Source organism: Streptomyces sp. NPDC048644, from assembly GCF_043199105.1.
Classification (GTDB): domain Bacteria; phylum Actinomycetota; class Actinomycetes; order Streptomycetales; family Streptomycetaceae; genus Streptomyces.
This window is the reverse complement of sequence record NZ_JBICVO010000021.1, coordinates 18,599-41,311: the sequence shown is the minus strand read 5'-3', so window position 1 is coordinate 41,311 and position 22,713 is coordinate 18,599. Positions and strand designations below refer to the sequence as shown.

Below are 22,713 nucleotides of genomic sequence, written 5' to 3'. Positions count from 1 at the left end.
CCGGCCGGGGTCCGCTGATACTCTTCTTCGCCCGTCAGCCCTGGCAGCGTGCCGCCTGCTCGAAGTACTGCTGCGCCTGGTCGGCGTAGCTCTGTGCCTGCCGCTGGTATTCGGCGGCCTTCTGCATGTCGCCGCGTGCGGCCGCGTCCTGTGCCTGGTGCCCGGCCTCTTCGGCCAGGCGCTTGTACTCGTTCCCCTTGTCCCGCAGCTCCTGCGCGTTGCAGGAGGAGGTCGTGGCGGTGGCGGAGACCGTGGCGGGCTGGGCCGCATTCGCCGCGGACGCGCCGAGGGCGATCGGTCCCGTCGCCGCCACCGTGACGACGGCCGCGGAGACGAGAACACGCCTGAACTTACGCATGGAATGCACCTTCCGTTGGTGGGGTGTCTGAGGGGTGGCCCCTCGGGGGAGGTTATCGGCGTGATGGACGCCGAAGACGCCGGGGTACGGGTGCAGGTGCGTCTGGATGCGGAAGCTCAATGCAGCTGCGTGGTAAGGCGCTTGACGTGGCATTTGTATGCGGAGGACAACCTGACGGGCCTCAGTTTTTCGCTGTTACCGGGCAGCTAGCGCTGTTTGTCAGTGGCTGGTGCTTTCCTCAAAAGGCCGACGCGCTCGCTGAAAGGGCGCTGGCCAATGCGAGGAGGCTCTTCCGTGACAGCTGGGTCCGTACCCCCCGCAGCTGAGGCCCGCTGGCTCCGCCGGCGGATGTGGATCGGGGCCGCCTGCGCGAGCCGTTCGACAGCAGCGAGCGGTGGCCGGTCGTGGACGTAATTGCCGTACACACGCAGACCGTTGGGAGCGTCGGGCAGTGGCTGTTCCCCGGCGCTCTCGGTCACCCGGACCGCCGGGCGAGAGCTGGCGGGGTTCCGCACCGACACCAGCAGGCCGCCTTCGCCGTCGTCGAACCACCCCAGCACCCTTCCGTCCTCGCCGTGCTCCCATCGGAATGCGGACGCAGGCTCCTCGTCTGGAGGGATGACATAACGGAACCCCTCCGCCTCGGCCCCCGTGTACACGCCGATGCCCCCGCCCTCCACGCGCAGCACCTGGTCCGGGTGCCGCAGGCTTCGTCGCCGGTGGGGGGGATCGCCCCACAGCCACAGCTCGGCGGTCCGCCCCAGGATGAGCTGCCGCCGCGCGGGCAACTTATCCGCATCTGCCGGCACGAGCAGCGCCTGCAGCGTCACGCACCCCTGAGTGACGTAGCCGGCAAGATCTCGTGCCCACTCCTTTGCCGCAGCCGCATTGGGCAGTTCCAGTAGCTCTCGGCGGTCGGGCCCTTGCCACCGTCACTCCCTGCCCCTTCGTCGAAAGGCAGCGCACAACCACATTCCACAACTTCACCCGCTCCCCGGCACCGGCCGCGCCGGGCCCGCCGTCTCTACGCCGCGGCGTAGCTGAGGCGGAAGTACTCCTGGGCGCGCTCCAGGTCGCGGTGGGTGCGTAGTTGGAGTTCCAGGTCGCCGGTGCCGTGGTGGCCGAGCTCGGTCACGTCCCGGGTGAATCCGGGTACGAGGTCGACGCTCTTCGGGTCAGCCTTGAGGTAGACGAGGAGCTTTGTCTGCTGTGGCGGGCGCAGGCAGGCGAAGTTCCGCAGCCGCTGGTAGGCGCGGTATTGCTTGCGCTGGATGCGGGTGATGCCGTCCCCGAGGCCGAGCAGCGCCTCGTCGACCGCCGCCGCCAGCTCCCCCATCGCCCCCCGTCCTGCCTTCGGTGGCTCGGCGCCCCAGCCACGAGACGACGGCACGCCGGCACGAAGCCCCTCGACCCTCCGGTGACGGAGGCGACGGTCTCCAGCCCGATGTGCTCGGTACCGAAGAGGCGGTAGCGGACCAGGTCGATGCTGCGCCGGTACTCGCGCACGGCGTGCACGTCATAGCGGGTGAAGTCGCCGGCCACACAAATCACCCGCGGGGCGCTCCACAGCACCTGGGATGCGGTGGTGGTTCCGAGCCGGTCGCGGACCAGGTGCTCGAACTCCGCGCGGTGATCCATCAGCCAGGAGAGGTAGAACAGCCCCTGGTTAATGACGCCGGCATCTGTACCTCGCTTGTATTCGACGATGACCGGCGCACCGTTCTCATCGAGCCCGAGCGAATCGATCCGGCCGCCATGGACCGGTCCGGTGCTGTACTCGCTCGCCAGGAACCGCACCCCCAGCAGCGTCTCCATGTGCGCCTCGACAAAGCCCTGCACATCCGCCTCGACCTCAGCAAGCCGCGACGCGACCTCGCTCACGCCGCTTATCGTCTCGTGGAACAGTTTCAGGCCCGACACCTTCTCTCCTCGGTTCGAAGATCGGGAACACCGAGGGAGGGCCTGATTATTTCCGCAAAGCCTCCGGATCCGCGAAGAACGCGTGAGCCCTCGTGGACGAACCACCGGGGACGCACCCGTCCCACAAATCCCAGAGACCTGCAGATCGCCGTTTACGGAGGCGAGGTTGCCCCGGCACTGTCGCCCGCCACAGCGAGCCGGTCCGGTCACACCCGGCGAGGACGAACGCGCCCCCGCCGCCCTGCCTGATTCTGCCAGCGGACACCCAACTGAACATGTCACCCGGTACCACCGCGCGAGAAGGCCAGCAACCGGTCCAGGCCACGGTGTTGTGATCCTCGGTCGTCCCGAAGGGCGACCGCCACCCGTCCCGGAGGGCGACTGCCAGGACTCGCGCCGCAGATCCGGACGACCGGCGGAGAGTGGGCGACCGCCACCCGTCCCGGAGGGCGACTGCCAGCCCAGTTGATCAGGGATAATGACGTAGCGTAGCGCCCCATCCCCCGCTCTGGCGAGGACGTAACGGGCAAAAACGGAGGTCTTGCTTCGGTGCGATCCGCGTGTCGCGTGTCCACCTGAGGTTCCGAAGTGCGGCCGGGCCGGGGCTCCGTAGTGTCGCGTGCTGGCTGGGTGCGGTCGGCCCGGTGGTCTGGGCGTGGTCACCACACATGCCACGGTGGTGCCGTCGGCGGTACCTGGCGCGGTACGTCCTGGCGTCCGGCCAGCGCGTCGAGCCGCTCGACCAGCCTGCGCAGCTCGGCCGCGCTGCGGGCCGGGAGGGCGTTCACCATGTTCTCCAGAAGGTCCCTGGCGTGGAAGGGATTGCCGCAGCAGTCCCAGTGCAGTTCGTCGCCCCACTCCCAGTCTGCCCACAACTGGCGCTTGGGGAGCCGCACATGGTCCTTCCACAGCCGCACCGCGGCTACAGTCTCCCCTGGTTTCAGGTAGGTGCGGGTGTGCTCGATCCGCCGGATCTCGGACATGGTCCGCGCGGAGAGGCCGTTGATGTCGGCCAGGGCATCACGGTCCGGCCGGTGGGCGGGGAGCCCGTCCCTGACGTTGCGTGGGGGCCTACGCGGCATGGATCCCGTGGTCGTTCGTCATGCCGGACATCCTGCCATGCCGGACGCGAACGGACCGGGGCAGAGAGCTGCATCCAGCCACCGCAGTGGCAACAGCGCACCGACGCGCACCGGACACCCCTAGGAGTTGGTAAGACCCCGACTGCACTCACGCCGCGTTGCGGCCCCACCCTTGCGAGCCCTCGGCCGTGCCGAAGGACGACCGCCAGCCAAAGCATTCGCTGTGGCCGACTGCGCGCTCGATCTCGCCCGGCTCCCTGATACTGCGGTTCCCGACCGCCCCGGAGGACGATCGCCAGTCAGTGGGCAGAGAGCGGATGACAGCACCGGGACGGTTGCGATTCTCAACCGCCCCGGAGAGCAGTCGCCAGCGTCGACCGGTGGCGCGCCACTCAACCAGCCCGAGTTGCGATTCCCGGCCGCCCAAAGGGCGACCGCCAGGTTGATGACCTCGCCGACCGGGCCGCGGGGGTCGCCGTGGTTGCGATTCTCGACCGCCCCGAAGGGTGGTCGCCAGGGCCGAGGCCGAGTGGTGCGCGCTGCTCTACGAGGAGTTGCGATTCTCGCCCGCCCTGGAGGGCAATCGCCAGTCCACTCGCCGGCCACCGCAGCGGAACCCACGTTGAGGTTGCGATTCTCGACCGTCCCGGACGACGGTCGCCAGCCCGGTTGAGTGGGGCTAATAACCTAACGTAGCGCCCCATCACCTGCTCCAGCTAGGATGCAACGGGCGAAAGCGGAAGTCTTACTTCGGTGCGATCCGCACGCGGGAATAGCTCGCGCGCCGTCCCCTGCTGGAGCCAGCCCCCATCTATGGGGGGCCAGCAGCCGCACGCTTCTCGTCGCGCTCACCGGGACCACGCCTTGCCCCTTATGACCTCTATGCCGGAGTCAGCGAAACTACCCAGGAACGGCACATCGCCGGGATAGAGTCGCAGGTCAGAGAGACTGCTCCCCGCACGCGCGGGGATGGTCCCTCGGCGGTGAGGGTGCCGTCTTCGTCCATGCGCTGCTCCCCGCACGCGCGGGGATGGTCCCGTGATCACTCCCCGCCGCCCCCTCGGCACCGGCTGCTCCCCGCACGCGCGGGGATGGTCCCGCTGTTCCCCCTACTCTCAAACGGCCTCCTGGCTGCTCCCCGCACGCGCGGGGATGGTCCCGGCCCGCCCCCACTACGGATGGGGGCGGGCCGCTGCTCCCCGCACGCGCGGGGATGGTCCCCCGGGGTCGGTCTTGGTAACGCGGACCGGTCTCTGCTCCCCGCACGCGCGGGGATGGTCCCGCCACGTAGCGCGCGAGCGATCTGGGCCCGCACTGCTCCCCGCACGCGCGGGGATGCCCCGCCCGGGTGCTCAGGGCGCGCATCGCGCGACGTTGCCGGGCGGCTGCCTCCTCGATGGCGGGTCGAGGCACCGTGGAGATGCGGCGGCCCGGTGGGCAGCGAGCGCGGCCTGGTAACCGGACGACGTCGGAGCCTGCGGCGGGGCCGTCCGGTCGGCCGCAGGCTGCGGGGGTGGGGCGTTGTGCGGGCGGGTGCGGTGCCGGAGGGCAGGACCCTGACGGTGCGCACGGCGTCGCTGCCGAGGGTGTGGGTCGCCGTGGTGATGATCCGTGCGGTGAGGAGCCGGAGTTGGGTGGCGTAGGCGGGTGAGTCGGGGCGCAGGTCCAGTTAGCCGGCCTTGAGGGGGAAGGCGACGGCGGTGACGTGGGCGAGAAGGGTCGGGGGAGACGGCGTCAGCGAACTCTGGCCACTGGCCCAGGATGCTTCCGCCGGCGACCGGCACGTCCCAGTTCCGGTCGACCATCAAGCCCTGCCTGCCCGGCATGTGTCAGTAGGGATGCTTGTTGAGTCTGTTCGTCCACGCCTCGTACGCGGTCTTGCCGAGTTCGGGGTAGCTGTGCACCATGCGGATGCTCCGCTCGTGGACCGGCTTCGCGAAGTCCTCGTACTGGAACTCGTCGCTGAACCCGATCTCCGCGGTGTCCTTCAGGTCGCGGCTGTAGTAGACGGCGTCGAACCGAGACCAGTAGATAGCGCTCATGCACATCGGACACGGCTGGCCGCGGCGGCACTCTCAGGAGAACGGGAGAAGTCGAGCACCAGCCGACCGCTCAGACCGCCGGACTCCAGCATGCGGTGGGCCTTGCCGTCTCGGCGACGCGCAGCGTCAACGCGCCGTCCTCCGCCGGGCGGGAGGATCCGGTCCAGACCCTTGGTGTCGGTATTGCCGTCCGGCGCCATCACCGGGCACACCCTGATGCCGTGCTCGCCTCATACCGTCACGCGCTTCGAGCGCACGATCTGGCATGGATGTTCCTCAACCCCCAGCAACCGCAGAGCTGAACGTCACGTAGCGCTGCATGCCACCTGACCGTAACTACTGAGAGGACGCCGGGTTCCCGGCCCCGGCCCTCAGCCCTTGCCGAAGTGCACCGGCGGGGAAGGCGCCCGCTGCCCTGAGGGTTCCGGAGAAGCCGCCGGCCAGTTCGGTGAGGCGTGCAGTGGCGGCCGGGCCGAGGTGGTCGTACGGGGCGGCATCGAGGCGGTCGGTGAGCGCCTCGGTCTCGCCCGCGCAGGGCCGTGTCGCCTGCGTGAGGGTGCCTGCCTCGCCCAGCAGGCCGCGCTCACGCAACTGGCCCCGGGCGGCGTCCCATTGCTGCGCGGACCACCCGCGGGTCCGCATGAACAGTGCTGATGTCGGTGCCGTGCCGGTGGCGTTGTGCAGGACCAGCGCCTCGATGCCGGACAGACCGACTATCGCCAGGACGGCGAGGTGACCGTCACCCCGGTGCTCGCGCAACAGCGTCGCAGCGTGCCACAGGGCCAGGTGCGGTTCTTCGGCTACGGGCGGTCGGCGTTGGCGGCGTACAGCGGCCTTGCCTCCCGGCGGCAGGCTTCGGTGGCGTGCAGCGCCAGTTCGGCCGCCTCGGTCAATTTCGTGGACGTGAGGGCCTCCTTCCCGAGCAGGCGCTGCAACGTTCGGTCCGCGCTGCGCAGCCGCGCCGTGAGCGCCTCCTCCGGTGTGGTGACGGTCCACGCGGCCGGGATGTACCGCTGCACATGCTCGTGGTTGAAGTTGTAGAACGTCGCTGTGACGGTGCCCGCGTCGACGGCCCCAAGGGGTGCCGCGCGGCTCGCGAGGTAGATCATGGCTCCGTGCTCCAGCCCGAGTGCCGCGAGTTCGTCCTCCGGCTCCGGCGCGAAGTACACGGATGCGTGCAGAGGGCTGACGGCGTTGTGGCAGTGGCGGCCCGCGCTCGCCTCGAAGGTGGTCATGCTGTGGCTCCGGTTTCGGTGATCAGGTGCGGTCGTGCGGCCAGGCATACAGGGCGCATCAGGGTTCGTTCGTGGGTTCGTGGTGGGGCAGTCGGTCAGTCCGGCCGCGGTCTGGGTGAGGTGCTGGGTCAGGACCTGGGCTGCGGTGTCGGCGTCGTGGGCGAGGGCCGCCTCCTCCAGTCGGCGATGTTCCAGGGCGCCGTCCCGGTCGGGGTTGCGGTGCGCCGGCCAGCGGCGGGCCAGCTCGCTCGCGGTCCGCATCCGGTCGCAGGTCTCCAGCAGGACGGCGAAGTACCTGCTGTTGAACCGAATTTGGAAGCGGTGGCCTGTGGACAGAGTCCAGCGATTTCCGGACCATTCGCGGTGCGCCGAGAGCAGTCATGCACAGGGAATGCAGCTTCGAGACCCGTCAGTCCCCGGTGCGCTCACGAGGCGTGCCGACTGGGCCTGCTCGGGCGGATTGCGGGGTGTCGCGCCTTTGGGACTGCCTCCGTGGAACGATGTTCATCGTGCTCGCGCTCGTCCTCGGGATGGTTCTCGGCTACCTGCTCAGGTGCTGGCGTCAGGCCCCGCGGGCAGTGCAGCGGGCGCAGCGCCAGAAGCCCGGGACGGCGCAGTGGAGACTTGCTCAGCCGGTGCTCGCCCCCGCAGTGGCGGGCAATAGCGGAGCCGGCGCAACGCCCGCTCCCGGCTTCCTGCTGGTGCGGGCCGCTGCTGGCACTCGGCACCGCGTTCCTCTGCGGCGCAGGGGAAAACTGGCCCTCAGATTGCCTGGCCTTTAATCGGCGGCACTGCGTTGCACCAACGGAACCGACGAGATCTCATCTGGGAGGGCCGGTGGCATTAGAGCTACCCGACGCGGTGGTGTCGCTTCTCGACTTCATCGGCGTCCACTGGCCGGATGTCAATGAGGACAAGGTTCGCGAATTCGCTGAGCACGTAAGGGATTTCGCTGGCAAAGTCCAGCAGAGCCATCAGGATGCCACCTCGTCGGTGGAACAGTTGTCCGAGATCTATCAGGGCGCCTCCTACGATGCCCTCATGGCCAAGTGGGGCCAGATGTCGTCCAGTCACATGAACGAGCTGGTGACCGCGTGCCACACGGTGGCGACCGCCCTGGAGGCCGCGGCCGGTGTGATTGTGACCATGAAGGGTGCTGCCATCGCCGAACTGGTGGTGCTCGCCGTGACGTTCATCGCGGACCAGGCCGCAGCGGCCGTCACCTTCGGCCTCGCCGAGATCGCGGAGGCCGGCATCATCGCGGCGGCCCGCAAGGCGACGAGCTATCTGGAACAGCAGCTGGAGCAGTACGTCGTCGGCCAGGTGATCGAGGCCGCCATCACCCCGCTCGTCGAGGTGGTCGGCAATGCGGTGAGCGGGCTTGTCTTCGAGAACACTGCCAAGGCTCTCGGTGTCCCCGCCGGAGCGGGCGCGGGGCAGAGCTTCTCCGTCCACCCCGAGGAGCTGCACGCGCGTTCGCAGGCGCTGACCAAGCATGCCGAGACGATGGAGGCGCACGCCGCGGAATTCAAGAGCAAGTTGAGCGGGGTGAGCTTCGCGTGACGAACCGTATTGTCAAGGCGTTGGAGGACGGTGCCCGGCGGCTCGGCAGGACACTGGGCGACGACGCCGGGAAGGCCGTCAAGAACCTCTACCACGACACCGGCGACCGCCTGCGGCAGGTGGCCAAGAACCACACCGAATCCGACGCCAAACAAGCGTCTGCAATGGACGACATCCTCAAGGGTCGGCACGGTGACACCCCCAAGCCCCCCATGCCTCTGCCTCGACCCCGACACCACACCCGTCGGCCGGGCCGGAGGGCGGGGCCCCAAGGGCCCCTCGAAGGGCCCCGGATCCGGTCGGCCGAACTCCGACGACTCCCTGCGGGACGGAGCGAACCGGGACGGGGTGGGATCGTCCAAGCCCGCGGGCGGTCGCTGCAAGGGCGGCGACCCCATCGACCTGGTGTCGGGTGAGATGGTCCTCACCGAGACCGACGTACGCCTGCCCGGCCTGCTCGATCTCGTCATCGAGCGCACCCACCTGTCGTCCTACCGCTGCGGTCAGTGGTTCGGCAGTTCCTGGGCCTCCACCCTCGACCAGCGCCTGGAGGCCGACGAGCGGGGTCTCGTCCTCGCCACCGCCGACGACGGCATGCTGCTCTCGTACGACGTGCCCGCCCCGGACACGCCAGCCCTTCCCCACCACGGCCCCCGCCGGGAGCTGCGCTGGGACGGGACACCGGCTGGCGAGATCCAGGTCACCGACCGCGGCACCGGGCACACCCTGCACTTCCTGCCGGCCTCCGTGACCCCGGCGGAGGCTGCGGCCGGCCGGGTCACCCTCCCCCTCGAGGCATTATCCGACCGCAACGGCCACCGGGTCGACATCTGGCGCGATGACGATGGCACCCCCTTCGAGATCCGGCACAGCGGCGGGTACCGCATCGCTGTCGACACCGACGGCGACCGCGTCGTGGCACTCCGCCTCCTCGGTACCGAGGACGGCGACGCCGGCACGGTCCTGCGACGCTACAGCTACGACGACGGCCGCCTCGCCGCGGTCACCGACGCGCTCGGCCACACATGGGACTACGCGTACAACGAGGTCGGCCGCCTCGTCCGGGAGAGCGACTTCCAGGGCCGGACCGTGGAGTATCGTCCCGACCCCACCGGTGAACTGGCCGCCCGCACCAACGCCGCCGGCTGCACCACGGTGTTCGTCCGCGATGAGCTGGGCCGCACCATCGAGGAGCACTCGGCCGACGGCATCGCCACCTTCGTGCGCGACCCGGCCGGCTGCCTGCTGCGGTCCGCCAACGACACCACCACTGTCACCCAGACCTACGATGTCCTCGGCCGCAAGCTCTCCGAGGACGTCAACGGCCGCACCACGAGCTGGACCTACGACGCGCTGGGACAGCGCACCAGCCGGCGCACCCCGAGCGGGGTGCTCTCCACGTGGTCGTACGACGCCGCGGGGCGGCCGGAAGCCCTCGACGTCGGGGGCGACCGGGTGAGCTTCACCTTCGACGACGCCGACCGGGAGGTGCGGCGGCTCATCGGCCCCGGCCTCGTGCTGTCCCAGGAGTGGGATATCGCGGGCCGGCTCAGTTCCCAGGCCGTCACCCTAGGTGCCGGCACCCTCCAGCAGCGCGCCTACACCTACCGCGCCGATGGCCACCTCAGCGGCATCACGGACTCGGCGGGCGGCACGCGGCGCTTCGAGCTCGACCCGGACGGCCGGGTCACCGCCGTGCGCGCCCAGGACTGGAGCGAGACGTACGCCTACGACAGCGCCGGCAACCTCACCCACGCTGAGGCCCCGGGGGACGAGACAGCCGGCTCGGAGCGCACCTTCGCCGGCAACCGCCTCCAACGGTGCGGACGTCACACCTACGCCTACGACGAGGACGGCCGGCTGGTGCGCCGCACCACACGACTCCTCAACGGCCAGACCCGCACTGCCCGCTTCACGTGGAACACCGCGGACCAGCTCACCGACGCCGTGCTGGCCGACGGCACGCACTGGACGTACGAGTACGACGCGACGGGCCGGCGCACCGTCAAGCGCCGCCTCGACGGTGACGGGACTGCGGCCGAGGAGACCCGTTTCGTCTGGGACGGCACCCGGCTCGCGGAGCAGGTGACGTCGGACGGCACCGCTACCGCATGGGACTACCACTCCGGCACCCACCGGCCACTCACCCAGACCGTCGTCAGCGCCGGGGGCCGCCGTGACTTCCACACCGTGGTCACCGCTCTCTCGGGCGCCCCGACGGAGCTGATCACCCCTGACGGGCAGATCACCTGGCGGCTGCGCACCACCGTCTGGGGCATGCCGGTCGGCGACGGGAAGGCGAGGCGGCCCGCGATCCGGGCCGGTTCGACGCCCTCAACGATCCGGCGTGGCTGCTGGCCCGGTTCACCGCCGCCCACGGCGAGCAGGCGGTCGCCGGATGACCGGCGGCCGAACTGTCACGGACCGCAACGGCGAGCCGGACGCTCGCGAGATTCGTGATCGACGCCCATTCGCTGGCCCGTGAGGCCGCCGATCCGGAAGCCGCGGTGGACGAGATCTTCCGGATGATCGAGGCAGCCTGGGAGGCCACCTGCCCTTCTCGACCTGTGAGGAACTGTTCCACCAGGCAGGACAGGGGCCGGCCGGCGACGAACCAGCTCACGCGGCAACCCGTTGCGCTCTGCTCAGCCTTGGGCGGCGAGCAGGCGGAGGTCAACGGTGTCGGCCATGGCCTGTAGACCGGCGTCCGTGGGGTGCACGCCGTCACCGGCGTCGTAGGCGGGCAGCAGGTGGTGCGGGTCGGCGGGGTCGCGCAACGTGTGGTCGAAGTCGATCACGCCGTCGCATGTGGGCGTGCTACGCAGCCAGGTGTTGACCTGTTCGCGGATCTTCTCGCCGAGGTCGCTGAGCTTGCCGTTGGGTGTGAGGGTGCCGCAGTGGAAGCGCAGGCCGGCGGCGTGTGCCCGGGCGGCGAGGGCGGAGATCCCGGCGGTGAGTTGCGCGGCGGTCAACTGCTCGCCCGGGTGGGGGCCGTGCAGACCGCCGAGGTCGTTGGTGCCCTCGAGGAAGATGACGGCGCGGGCGCCGGGCTGTTCCAGTGCGTCGCGGCCGAAGCGTGCCTCGGCGCTGTCGCCGAGGTTGATGCTGCCGGATGCGTTGTAGCCGCCCGGTGTGAGGATGCGGTTGCCGCCGATGCCGGCGTTGACGACGGTGGGGCGGTGGCCGGGCGGCAGCTTCACCAGGCGGCGGGCGAGGTCGTCCGTCCAGCGGCGGTTGGAGTCGTTGGCGGTGAGCCCGCCCTCGGTGAGGGAGTCTCCGAAGGCGACGACGGTGCCGTCGGCGTCGCGCGTGGCGAGGTCGACGCCCTGGAGGTAGAACCAGGAGGTGGTGGTCGTCGGGTAGGCGCCGGCCGTGTCGTCGGCGGTGTGGTCGCCCGCGGTGGAGACGTAGCTGGTCTGCTTGGCCCAACCGTGGTACGTGGTGGGGCCGTTCGGGCCGGGCAGGTGCAGACTGACGAGCACGTCGGTGTCGGGCTCGGTGGGCAGGCCGACGGGGTCGCTGACGGTGCGGGCACCGGCCGGGACGGTGGTGGCGGTGCGGCCGCCGAAGGTGACGGTGTGTCGGGTTCCCGGGACGGCGGCCGCGCCGGCGCGGCGATTGGCGACGGTGGCGGCGTCGATGTCGAGCGGGGTGGCGCCGTACTCGTTGGAGAGCCGGATGCGCAGCGCGGTGCCGCCCGCACCCACGTGGACGACGAGGCGGAGGGTGCGGTCGGTGAAGCCGGTGGCGGAGGGGCCGGTGGTGCCGGGCGGCCCGGCGGCCGCCGCCCAACCGCCGACCCAGTGCTGCCTCGGCGGCGGCGCCGGCACTCCGGTGGCGGGGCCGCCGCCGACGGCGAGCACGGTGAGAGGGGCTGCGCTCAGGAGGGCGGCCCAGGTATGGGCGCGGAGGGCGGGCAGGCGACGGATCACGGGTACTCCCATGGAGGTCGGGGACGGGCCGGGCCCGGTCCGGCCGGGGTGTCCTCGCCCCGCGGCAGGACGGCGGCGGGCGGACAGCGGTGGCAGGCAGTGGCGGTAGTAGCCGGTGCTGCTGCCGGCAAGCCCTACGCCCCGAGCAAGGCCCGGTAGCGGTCCACGGACGGCTTCATACCGTGGTTCGGGTCGGCGTCGTAGAGCCCGTCGGCGTTCTTGGCTCCGAAGCCCAGCGGCTGGTAGAGGGTGGCGCAGACGGGGTCGCGGGCGAGGTCGTGCCAGCGTGCCCAGGCGGCGTCGTAGGCGTGCAGGTGGCGGGCCATGGCGCGGGTGTCGTAGGCGCCGGTGGTGTCGCCCACGAAGCCGCGGAGCATGACCTGCCATCCGTGGTGGATGACGTCGTACAGGCACCGGCCGTAGCGGGTGGAGACGCGGAGGTAGGCGCGGTCGTCCGGGTCGCTCAGGGGAATCGTGTCGGCGAGGTGGGTGATCTGGGCCCAGGCGTGGGCGGCGCGCGCCTTCTCCTCCAGGACCGGCTCGACGAGCCCGGCGGCATGGATCCGTACGAAATCGGCCGTGAGGTCCTTGTCGGAGCCGCCGAGGAACTGATCACGGGTCCAGGTGAGACGGGAGAGGGAGAACACGCTGCTGTAGTGGCCGCGCAGGGTGGCCGCGGCGGAGAGCAGGGCGAGGCGACGGAAACGGTCGACGGCGGCGCCGCGCAGGCCGACGCGGGCGGCGTACTCGGCGAAGACGTCGGCCTCCGTGCGGCCGGTGTCGCGGGTCCAGCGGGCCGCGACCCAGGTGTTGAGGTCGCACCACAGCTCGTTGCCGAGGTAGGGGCCGCGCCAGCCGCCCCCGCGAGACCAGGTCCAGACTCCCGAGACGATCGGGTTGGCGGCGACGTGGGCGAGGCCGGTGGGGCCCGGGGCGGCGCGGAACTCCTCGAAGCCGTTGATGACACCGTCGAGCACATAGTCAGGGCACGCGCCCTTGCCCTCGTACTCGCGCTGGCACTGGACCTCGACGATCTGACGGTGGCGGCCGACGCCGATGGTGGGGTTGAAGGGGACCGTGCGCCAGAAGTCACGTGAGGTGTGTTTGATGGAGAACAGCAGATTGTCGTGGACCGGCACCTGGTCGGTGACGCTGCGGTAGTAGTCGGGGTCGGCGGTGAGTCTGTCGTCGCCGGTGGACCAGGTGCGGTAGAACACGCGCTTGCCGGCGCGTTCGCAGACCTCGTCGCGCAGGATGCCCAGCAGCGTCAAGTGGCTGTCGGCACCGTGCAGTACGGGATTGTTGCCGGTGTGGTGCGGGACGTTCTGCAGGTAGGTCTCGCCCGTGCGGACGACGAGTCCGTCCAGCCCGGGGAAACGGGCGAAGACCTCCCTGAGCATCAGGCGGTGGACCTGCTGGGTGAACGGTCTGGCGAGGTCAATGCGGCCCGAGCCGTCGAGGATCCGGTCGCCGTACAGCTCCACGAGGTGCTTGGGCAGCATGATGATGTCGGTGAAGTAGTACGCGGCGAGGCCGGCGGCGTGGGCGCGGGAGATGCGTGCGTCGATATGGCGGGCGGTGGCCTCGACCCAGGCGCGGCCGTCGGAACCGGGCGGGAAGATCCGCGGGTCGACGGAGTCGAAGGTGACGGCGGTGTGCGGCGGACGGAACTCGTTGACGACCTGCCCGTCGTAGCCGTAGTCGGCCAGCAGGCGGGGGTCGTCGAAGCGGCTCTTGACAGGTGGCTCGCCCGGGTTGCTCTGCGCCATGTCGAGCAGGAACGGCAGTCGGCGCCCGCCGGCCGCGGAGGCGCTCACGGAGGTGGTCGCGGCGGCAGGTCGGGCGATCGCGAGTCCGGTCAGGGCAGCTGCCCCGCTGCGTAAGATCATCCGTCGGTCGGCGTGCAGGTGCCCGTCGTCGTCCATGGGGACTCCCTTGAGTCATCCGATGACCGGTGGCTAGACATCGGTGTAATGCATGGATCGCGCTTCCAGCAAGAGGGACGTACCTGCCAACCTCTGCTGCTCGTATGGCCGTTGAGTCCGAATTGGCGTCATGAGCAGGGGCGATAGATCCGATGACTGGGGGTGCGCATGCCTACCGCCACGCTGCCCGCACACACCGCCATGAAAGCTCGGAGGTATGAGAGGCCACGATCCTTGGTGTGCCGGAAATAGACACGGTTGCAGAGTATTGACAGGTCCTCAACACGCTTCAATCATCGGATGTCATGACCGAGCATCCTGAACTTTCTAAGCGTTGCGGGACTTTTGGGACCTCTGGGACCTCTATCGCCTCTGCGGCCGGGCTCCCCAGACGTCAGGCACTCGGATTCATCGGAGCAACGGCAGGGGCGGCCGTAGGAGCCACTCTCATCCCGGGGTCTGCGGCTCACGCCGCCCCCGCGTCCGCGTCCGCCCTCCCGGAACGGAGCGAGCCCGAAGGAGAAGCCGGCCACTGGGGCACCGCACCCGCGCCCGTCCCCGTCTCCCTGGAGCGGTGGTTCGACAACGACGGCATCGACACCGCCGCCGCGGGTGGCGGGAACTTCGACGGGGCCGGGCACACCTTCCCCGGTGAGGAGCTTCCCGCCGGACGCATCACGGTCGACGGCGTCCCCTACGACTTCCCGTCCTCCGCGGACGGCGCCAAGAACAACGTCGTCGCCCTCGGCCAGCGCGTGGACCTGCCCAAGGGCCGCTATCTCTCGGCGTTCTTCCTCGCCGCGGGCAGCTACGGCTCCGCCGTGGGCGAGGCCACCGTGCACTACGCCGACGGATCCACCACCACCGCGGACCTCGGCGGGCCCGACTGGTACGCGGGCGCCGCCGGCCTCACGGCCGCCTACCGCTACCAGCCGGACGGCACGAAGGACCAGCACCCCGTAGGCATCGGCGTGGCCGAGCTGTGGCTCGACCCGCGCCGCGAGGCCGTGGCAATCACCCTGCCGACCACCAGCAGGCCCGAGCCGAACAAGACCTCGCTGCACCTCTTCGCGCTCACCCTCCAACCCGTGGCACAGGGCCGGGCGTTGACGCTGCGCGACGCCCGCTCCACCGTCTCGCTCCTGGAGTCGAACGGCGCCCAGAGCGTCGAGGCGACGGTGGTCAACGCGGGCACGGTCACCCTGCTGTTAGCCGACGCGGTATCCATCGCCGTCGACGTCCCCGGCGCCCGCACCGTGAGCGCCACCCCCGTCACCCGCCTCGACCCCGGCGAGCAGGCCAGGGTCCGGATCGGCATCCGCAATCGCGTCGGGGTTCCGCCCGGCACGCAGCAGAAGGGCCGGATCGTCGCCAAGGGGGGTGGCCGGACGGTGGCCGACACCTGCCGAAGCCTGACGCTCGGGGTGCCCGACTACCGGCCGACCGCGGACTCGCTGGCGACGCATCAGGCGCCCCACTGGTTCCACGGCGCAAAGTTCGGCATCTTCATCCACTGGGGCGTCTACTCGGTGCCCGCCTGGGCGCCCGTCGGCAAGCAGTACGCCGAGTGGTACTGGCGCCACATGCAGGACAGGGACAACCCCACCCACGCCCACCACCGCGACACCTACGGCGAGGACTTCGCGTACGACGACTTCATCCCGATGTTCACGGCGAAGAGGTTCGACCCGCGCGCATGGGTGGAACTGTTCCGCGACGCGGGTGCCCGCTACCACGTCCTGACGTCCAAGCACCACGAGGGCTTCGCCCTCTGGGACACCAAGGTCTCCGACCGCAACTCCGTGAAGATGGGCCCGAAGCGGGACCTGATCAAGGAGCTGTTCGACGCGTCGCGCCGCTACACGCCCGAACTGCACCGCGCCCTGTACTTCTCGATGCCCGAGTGGTTCAACCCGGACATGCCGTGGAAGGGCGAGCTCTACCCGCCGCGTAATCCCTACACCCTGGAGCCCGTGCCGTACACCGGATACACCTCCGGCAAGGACTTCGTGAAGGACTACCAGGCCAAGCAGATGCTGGAGCTGATCCAGGGCGGCTACGACCCCGAGCTGCTCTGGTGCGACATCGGCGGCCCGAACGACAGCCTGAACGTCCTGTCCGAGTACTTCAACCACGGCAAGAACCGGCCGAAGCCGCGCGAGGTCGCCGTCAACAACCGCGCGGGCATCCCGTTCCACGACTTCACGACACCCGAGTACAAGACATACGAGAACACGGTCGTCGCCAAGTGGGAGTCCAGCCGCGGCCTCGACCCCCACAGCTACGGCTACAACGCGCAGACCCCCGACGACCAGTACATGACCACCGAAGAGGTCGTGCACCATCTCGTCGACATCGTCTCCAAGAACGGCAACTTCCTCCTGGACATCGGACCGCGGGCGGACGGCACCATTCCCGAGATCATGCAGACCCGGCTGCGCGAGACCGGCCGGTGGCTCGAGGTCAACGGCGAGGCGATCTACGAGACGACCTACTGGTCCCGCATGGCGCAGCTCGGCGAAGATCTGCGCTTCACCGTCCGGCCGAACGACGCCTTCTACATCCACTCCCTGGCCGAGCCCGGCGCCCAGCTCACCGTCGAGGCACCGGTACCGATACGGGCCGGGGACAAGGTGACGATGCTGGGGTACCGGCGCCCGCTGACCTGGCGCACCACCGGGGACGCGCTGGTGATCGACGTCCCCAAGGCGGCACGCAAGGCGGGCGAGCACGTGTGGGTGTTCAAGGTGGCGTGGACCCGCTGAGCAGCGGTGCAGTGTCCAGTAACCGCCGCCTGCCATGTCCTCGACCGTAACGAAAGGGCCCGAATGCCCCGCCTCGACCGCCGTCACTTCATCGCCGCGACAGTGGCGACAACAGCCACGTGGACGGTTGCCTCCCCCGCGGCATGGGCCGCTCCAGCGGCCCGGTCGCGCACCCCGGACCCGTACGAGTCGACGGCCCGCGCCGCGGCGATGAACTGGCTTCGCCTGCCCACCGGTTGGCAGGACGCACCGTTCCTCGCCAACGGCCGACTCGGCGCCCAGCTCTACAAGGGCGGCACCGCCAACACCCTCAAACTGATGCTCAGCCACACCGAGGTCCAGGACCATCGCGGCCAGTGGCGCGGCGGCATCGGCTACTCCCGCCTGCCCATCGGCTACTTCACCCTCACGCTCGCCGGTGACATCACGGCCGTCGACTGGACCCTCGACCCGTACGACGCCGAACTCCGCGGCACGGTCACCACCACCCGGGGCAGCCTCCACCTCAGCGCCCTCGTCCACAACGACACGAGCACCCTCCTCGTCTCGACCCGGCCCAGCCAGGCCGAGGAGGCCGCGGCCTGGACGTTCCAGTGGCTGCCGGCCGCCACCACCCGCACCTCCGGCAAGCCGCCCGAGTACACCCCGAACCCCGACCCGAAGGTCACCACCGGCCAGGTCCAGCAGCCTCTCCTCGCGGGCGGCGGCTGGACGACCGCCTGGCGCGAACGGCGCGCGGGCACCAGCAGGTTGCTGGCCGCGCACGTCGCCTACGCCGCGTCCGGCGACGTGGCGAAGACCACGGACGCCGCACGCGCCCAGGTCGACCGCGCCCTGACCACCGACCTGGACGACCAGGTCGCCCGCCACCGCCGTTGGTGGCACGGCTTCCACCACCGCAGCTTCTTCTCGGTCCCCGACAAGCGTCTGCAGGCCTTCTACGTCAACCAGCTCTACAAACTCGCCGCGGCCACGCGTGCGGGCGGCCCGACGATCTCCGAATGGGGCCCGTGGTTCCCTGAGATCGGCAACAGCTGGACCGCCGTGTGGTGGAACCTGAACGTCCAGATCGGCATGGCCCCGATCCACGGCTCGAACCATCCCGAACTCGACTCGGTGACCAGCACATTCGCCAAGTACGAGAAGAACCTGCCCACATCGGTCCCGGCGGCGTACCGCGACGGCGAGAGCTACGCCCTCGGCCACCCCTCTGACTGGCAGCTCAGAGCGGGTGACACGTACGACGTGGGCGCCCCCGGCAGCAACCACGTCTCCGACAACTTCGGCAATCTGACCTGGGCCATGCACAACGTCTGGCAGGCGTACACCCACAGCCTCGACACGTCCATACTCCGCGACACGCTCTTCCCGATCCTCACGAACGCGATCACCTTCTACGCCCACTTCCTCCACGAGGGCCCGGACGGAAAGCTCCACCTGCCTCCGACCCGCTCCCCCGAGTACGCGAACGCCGCCGACTGCACCTACGACCTGTCCCTGATCCGCTGGGGCGCCCGCACGCTCCTACAGACGGCCCGCATCCTGCGCACGAACCACCCCAAGGAGCCGCTCTGGCGGGACATCGCGGCCCGGCTGACCCCGTACGCCGAGGACCCCAAGGCCGGCGTCATGATCGGCAAGGACGTCCCGCTTGCCGACTCGCACCGTCACCACTCGCATCTGCTGTGGCTGTACCCGCTGCGCGAACGCGTCTGGGACCGCGCCGCCGACCGCGACGTCATGGCGCGCAGCATGGCGCACTGGGTCTCGATGCAGCAGCTGTGGCACGGCTACAGCTACGCCACGGCCTCGTCCATGTACGCGGTCATGAACGAGCCGGAGAAGGCTCTGGACTTCCTGACCTTCTTCACGGACCTGAAGGTCGTCGCGGACTGCGCGATGACCGCGAACACCATGTACCGCGAGGGCAAGAACTTCGCTCTGGAAAGCCCGCTGGCAGCGGCCCAGTCGATGCTGGACATGGCGGTGCAGAGCCACGACGGAGTGCTCAAGGTCTTCCCGTCCGTGTCGAAGCGCTGGCCGGACGCGTCGTTCGCATCCCTGCGCGCCCAGGGCGCGTTCCTCGTGGACGCAGACCGCGCGGGCGGTGTGCCGCGCTGGATCCGCGTGCACAGCGAGGCCGGGGCGCCGCTGACGCTGGAGCACGGTCTGCGCGGCGAGCTGTCGGTACGCGACGACCGGGGTCGCCCGCTGTCCTGGCGGGAGACCGCCCCCGGCCGCATCACGATCCGGCTCCCGCGCGGGGCCACGGCAGTGATCGCACCGAAGGGTTCATCGGCTTCCGGCCCCCGAGACGTTCCGTCCCTGGGCAACCGACCAGGGTGGGGTCTTCCCTGAAGGGGGTCTTCCCTAAAGGGGCGCGGCCCGGGAGGTGGGGAGGGTTCAGCCGGGTTGGAAGAACGCGAGCAATTTCTGGGCGGCGTCCGGCGACATCAGCAACTCCTGCATGTCCGCGGACATCCGGGGCTGCGGTATCGATGGCGGGCTGGATGGCTTTCTGGCTGTCGCCGGTGCGCTGGAGCCGGTCGGCGTCAATGAGGCCGGCGGCGGCCGACCGGGCCGAACACCTCGCGCTGGTCACGCAGTACGGCCAGATCCCTGACCGCCTCACCGCCGTCGGCGAACAGCATCGCGACATCGGTGGCGATCCGGCGCGGGCCGTGCCCGGTGCCGCGCGGCCGCAGCGGGCTGAGCGTAGTGGAGTACGCGCCAGTCAGACCGGTCACCTCAGCGAAATCCACCAGCAACCGTGCACCGGCTTCCCCGTCACAGGCTGGCCCAGAGGCGGGACCGGGTTGTCACGGAGTTCGTCGGCCCCGCCGCCGTCGGGGTGAAAGGCGCCGGGTGCGCACGGACACCAACTCGTGTGCGCGGGGAGCTGCCCACCTTCTCGTTGGCCTCCTCCCGCACCGCTGACTCCAAGCGAGCGGGGAGGTCGTCGGCGTCGTCGACGAGCCAGCGCACGGAGCCGACGGTGTGCGCGCTCATGTCGGATTCGGCGAACCGCGTCGCGAGCTGCCACTCGACCGCGTGCAGGACGACGTCCTGGCGCAGTGCGACCTCGTGGTGCAGGCGGGCGACCCCGGCGACCGGCCTTGGCCCGGCGCGCCGGTGCCCGCTGCGGGAGACGGTCACGGACTGCACGACGGCCTGCCCGCGCTCGACAAGTCGGCCGAGCCGCTTGCCGGAGTCGTGCAGTCGCACCTCGCCGACCTTCGGCAAGCGCAGCCGCCGGTAGCCGTTCAACCGGCGCAGCTCCTTCGGCGGCGGGGATGACCCCGGCCCAGGTCAGAAGTCGGGCCAGCGAGCAGGTTGAGCACCGCGGAGAACACGGACGCCGAGACGTCGGGGCAAGCAGCGGATAGATGGCAGGTGCGAGCGGATCCGGTCCTCGCTGCCCCCGACTTCGCCGACCGGCTCCAAGCGCAGGACGCCCTCGGCGTCGCGCAGCAGGTTCAGGGCCTGCTCACTCACGGGTCCGAACTCTCAACTCCCGCCCCACATACGCCAACAGGCCCGATCCGCCTTCGTCGCATCAGCCGTTGTTAGACTCACTATCCGCACGTGCCGGGGGGCATAGGCAAGAAGAGGGGGAGCTTTGTCTTTGCCGGGGACATTCCGAGTCGACATCGAGGAACTCGGAAGAATTTCGCAGAGGCTTGATGACAGTGTTGCCGGCATGCGCACGGTGACGCAGAAAATGGATCAGGCGTCGGCAGGTCAGCTCGGTCACGAGTCTCTGGATTCAGCTTGCGCAGACTTTCAGTCGAAATGGAAGTACGGAATCGACCAGATCGCTAAGCTGGCAGATTCCATAAAGGGCTCAATTGACGCGACTGCACAGTCATATCGCACATGCGAGACGGGGATTCAGCAAGCCTTCTCCAAGAGCTCGGAATCAAATTCCCCTGGGGCGCCGGCATCATCCTGTTCGACATCGTCGACCTTCGGATAAGGGGGAATCATGGGCGGCGGAAAGATACCTTCCGATGCCGCAGGGTATCCGGGGCTAGGATTCGATCCGACTCCTGGAAATCTACCAGCGGTGCGTGCACTGGTAGACCAATCATTCGATGCACACAGAAGGTTGGCATCGGTCTCGCAGACTCTGAGGTCCATCACCCGTGGAGGTGAAGAGTGGAGCGGAATTGCCGCTGACGCGTTCTCTATGCGGGTGAAGGACCTTCCGAAACTGGTCGAATCCGCGACTCAGAGTTTTTATGATTGCGGATTCCAATTGAATGAGTGGTCCGCAAAGCTGGAATCCATGAAGTCTCGCGCATCAGATATGGAGGCCCGCGCAGTCACCGCTCGTTCCCGTCAGCGAGATGCGGAGGGAAATCCGGATCTGGGACTAGCTGGGCAGACATTCGAGACAGATGAAGAACTGCACAGCGCAGAACAACGGTTGAACAAGGCTGTCAAGGAACTTGATTCAGCCCGCGACGCTCTCAATTCCCTGATCGAGGATGCGGGACGGCTCAGGCATCAGCATGATGAGGCCGCTGAGAAGGTGGCAGAGGCTATACGTCGGGCTTCAGAAGAGGCTCCCGACGAACCGGGCTGGCTGGACCGAATTGGCGACGCCATTGAATCCCTCGCTGAGGCCCAGGCAGCTTTGGCCAACCAGGCATGGGATTGGGTGAAGAACCACGCCAACGCCATTGCTGCCGTCGGCGATGTTCTGTCCACAGTCAGCGCTGTGGTCGGTGCTGTTGGAGTTGGCCTGGCGGCGGTTGGCATGGTCTTCCCTCCTTCCGAAGTGATTCTTGCTCCTGTAGGTGGGGCACTGGAGCTGACATCGTCCGGTTTCGCGGCGGGGGCTTTTGTATTGCACGGCACAGCCCGTATGGCGGGAGGCGAGGATGTCGTCTCAAACCGGACGCTGGCGCAGGATGGATTGGGCATGATCCCCTTGGGAGCTGCCACTCGCGTCGGCGGAAAATTGGGCACCGCAATGCTCAAGAGCCGTGCGGCCGACGGCGCCGCCAACTTCGGGCTCGTTGATTCCTGGGCTGGTCTTTTCGGTGACCCCTCCGTATTCGAGAATTTTAAGCCGAAAGATCGACGCCAGGCCATTGAGATGGGAGGTGTCCCTGGCGGTGGTGGTCCCTTGTTGATCGGGCTGGAGAACGCATGGAAAAAGGGCAGTGCCAAGGACCGAGCTGCCGATGGAGAGTGAAGGGAAAACGTGAACGACGAGACGGCAGCAGCAGAATTTGATGGACGCCCCACCGTCAAACTCGTCTTCACCGGATTCGGATCACTCCGCGCTGACCGGATCACCTGGATCGGCACAGAATTGGGTTATGCACTCAGCGCCGACGAGCCGTACGGGCGCGGGCAACGCCGTTTGATCTTCGTGCGCGACGACAGTCCCGCGTCCCGGCAGCGCGCGCAGGCCACGCTGACTCGCGTACAGGCTGCCGGCACGTGGAGCGCTGTTACTCAGCCCTGGCCAGGGCCGGTTCCCTTCGGCCCGTCATTGATCCATCCAGAGCGCGCTGCGCGTGCGCAGAGGGGCATCAAAGCCTACGAGGGGTGGCACCCTGCCCAGCTGGTCAGCCTGTGCTGCATCGCGGCCGCCGGATTCTTCACGCTGGCGTGGGCCGCCCAGGAGACAGCGCCTGCGGTCGTGGGTTCCTGCCTGGCCGGGGTCCTGTTCCTGGTCGGAGCTGCTCTCGGCCCGCGGTACACAAGGAAATGGCATCAGAAGAACCGGCAACTGCTTGAGGATTTCCGCCGGCAGCAAGCAGCCCAGTTTCCCGTACCTCCGCCCTCGCCGCCTCCTCCCGGTCCGCATCGCGACCAGATGGGAATTTAGCCTTGGAATTTACCATACCGGCCGGGTTCACGGAGACCCCTATAGG

Annotated in this window: 13 protein-coding genes, 4 pseudogenes and 1 CRISPR repeat array; of the genes and pseudogenes, 7 read left to right on the top strand and 10 right to left on the bottom strand. The window is 69.1% G+C overall.

What is annotated here, in order from left to right:
* Positions 1-34 precede the first annotated feature (34 nt).
* The 6 genes and pseudogenes from ACGFNI_RS32420 to ACGFNI_RS32395 form a co-directional block, all read right to left on the bottom strand.
* On the bottom strand, positions 35-358 hold the full coding sequence (locus ACGFNI_RS32420; protein ID WP_393688794.1) for a hypothetical protein: 324 nt from the start codon (positions 356-358) through the stop codon (positions 35-37).
* A 206-nt stretch (positions 359-564) separates the two neighbouring features.
* Positions 565-1,188, bottom strand: a complete 624-nt coding sequence (locus tag ACGFNI_RS32415) for a hypothetical protein (protein ID WP_393688792.1) — start codon at positions 1,186-1,188, stop codon at positions 565-567.
* Positions 1,189-1,382: 194 nt separating this feature from the next.
* A pseudogene (locus ACGFNI_RS32410) lies at positions 1,383-2,278 on the bottom strand (DUF5655 domain-containing protein).
* A 659-nt stretch (positions 2,279-2,937) separates the two neighbouring features.
* Positions 2,938-3,360 (bottom strand): hypothetical protein, encoded by a 423-nt coding sequence (locus ACGFNI_RS32405; protein WP_393688790.1) that lies wholly within the window; start codon positions 3,358-3,360, stop codon positions 2,938-2,940.
* 948 nt (positions 3,361-4,308) lie between these two features.
* Positions 4,309-4,703: a CRISPR direct-repeat array (repeat unit 29 nt; unit sequence CTGCTCCCCGCACGCGCGGGGATGGTCCC).
* 486 nt (positions 4,704-5,189) lie between these two features.
* Positions 5,190-5,402: a hypothetical protein gene (locus tag ACGFNI_RS32400; RefSeq protein WP_393688788.1), complete on the bottom strand. Its 213-nt coding sequence runs from the start codon at positions 5,400-5,402 to the stop codon at positions 5,190-5,192.
* Positions 5,403-5,738: 336 nt separating this feature from the next.
* A pseudogene (locus tag ACGFNI_RS32395) lies at positions 5,739-6,637 on the bottom strand (hypothetical protein).
* An 837-nt stretch (positions 6,638-7,474) separates the two neighbouring features.
* Between ACGFNI_RS32395 and ACGFNI_RS32390 the strand changes: the two are divergent.
* The 3 genes and pseudogenes from ACGFNI_RS32390 to ACGFNI_RS32380 form a co-directional block, all read left to right on the top strand.
* On the top strand, positions 7,475-8,200 hold the full coding sequence (locus ACGFNI_RS32390) for a WXG100 family type VII secretion target (protein ID WP_393688786.1): 726 nt from the start codon (positions 7,475-7,477) through the stop codon (positions 8,198-8,200).
* 30 nt (positions 8,201-8,230) lie between these two features.
* The gene (locus ACGFNI_RS32385) at positions 8,231-10,660 is read left to right on the top strand and encodes a DUF6531 domain-containing protein (RefSeq protein WP_393688784.1); all 2,430 of its coding nucleotides are present in this window, start codon (positions 8,231-8,233) and stop codon (positions 10,658-10,660) included.
* Positions 10,615-10,899, top strand: a pseudogene (locus ACGFNI_RS32380) (hypothetical protein); the annotation flags it as partial. The gene ACGFNI_RS32385 and the pseudogene ACGFNI_RS32380, both read left to right, overlap by 46 nt.
* Here ACGFNI_RS32380 and ACGFNI_RS32375 read toward each other — a convergent pair.
* A complete protein-coding gene (locus ACGFNI_RS32375; protein WP_393688782.1) occupies positions 10,846-12,132 on the bottom strand; it encodes a GDSL-type esterase/lipase family protein in 1,287 nt (428 codons plus the stop codon). The pseudogene ACGFNI_RS32380 and the gene ACGFNI_RS32375 sit on opposite strands and share 54 nt — an antisense overlap.
* Positions 12,133-12,266: 134 nt before the next feature.
* The gene (locus ACGFNI_RS32370) at positions 12,267-14,057 is read right to left on the bottom strand and encodes a hypothetical protein (protein WP_393688780.1); all 1,791 of its coding nucleotides are present in this window, start codon (positions 14,055-14,057) and stop codon (positions 12,267-12,269) included.
* 305 nt (positions 14,058-14,362) lie between these two features.
* Here ACGFNI_RS32370 and ACGFNI_RS32365 point away from each other — a divergent pair, with 305 nt between their 5' ends.
* Complete coding sequence (locus ACGFNI_RS32365; protein WP_393688778.1) at positions 14,363-16,822, top strand: alpha-L-fucosidase; 2,460 nt, start codon at positions 14,363-14,365, stop codon at positions 16,820-16,822.
* Positions 16,823-16,885: 63 nt separating this feature from the next.
* Complete coding sequence (locus ACGFNI_RS32360; RefSeq protein ID WP_393688776.1) at positions 16,886-19,180, top strand: glycoside hydrolase family 95-like protein; 2,295 nt, start codon at positions 16,886-16,888, stop codon at positions 19,178-19,180.
* Positions 19,181-19,395: 215 nt separating this feature from the next.
* Here ACGFNI_RS32360 and ACGFNI_RS32355 read toward each other — a convergent pair.
* Positions 19,396-19,602 (bottom strand): annotated as a pseudogene (locus ACGFNI_RS32355) (IS1380 family transposase); the annotation flags it as partial.
* A 7-nt stretch (positions 19,603-19,609) separates the two neighbouring features.
* Complete coding sequence (locus ACGFNI_RS32350; RefSeq protein WP_393688774.1) at positions 19,610-20,089, bottom strand: hypothetical protein; 480 nt, start codon at positions 20,087-20,089, stop codon at positions 19,610-19,612.
* Positions 20,090-20,807: 718 nt separating this feature from the next.
* Here ACGFNI_RS32350 and ACGFNI_RS32345 point away from each other — a divergent pair.
* Positions 20,808-22,025: a putative T7SS-secreted protein gene (locus tag ACGFNI_RS32345; RefSeq protein WP_393688773.1), complete on the top strand. Its 1,218-nt coding sequence runs from the start codon at positions 20,808-20,810 to the stop codon at positions 22,023-22,025.
* Between the two features lie 9 nt (positions 22,026-22,034).
* Positions 22,035-22,667 (top strand): hypothetical protein, encoded by a 633-nt coding sequence (locus ACGFNI_RS32340; protein WP_393688771.1) that lies wholly within the window; start codon positions 22,035-22,037, stop codon positions 22,665-22,667.
* The last annotated feature ends 46 nt before the right edge of the window (positions 22,668-22,713 follow it).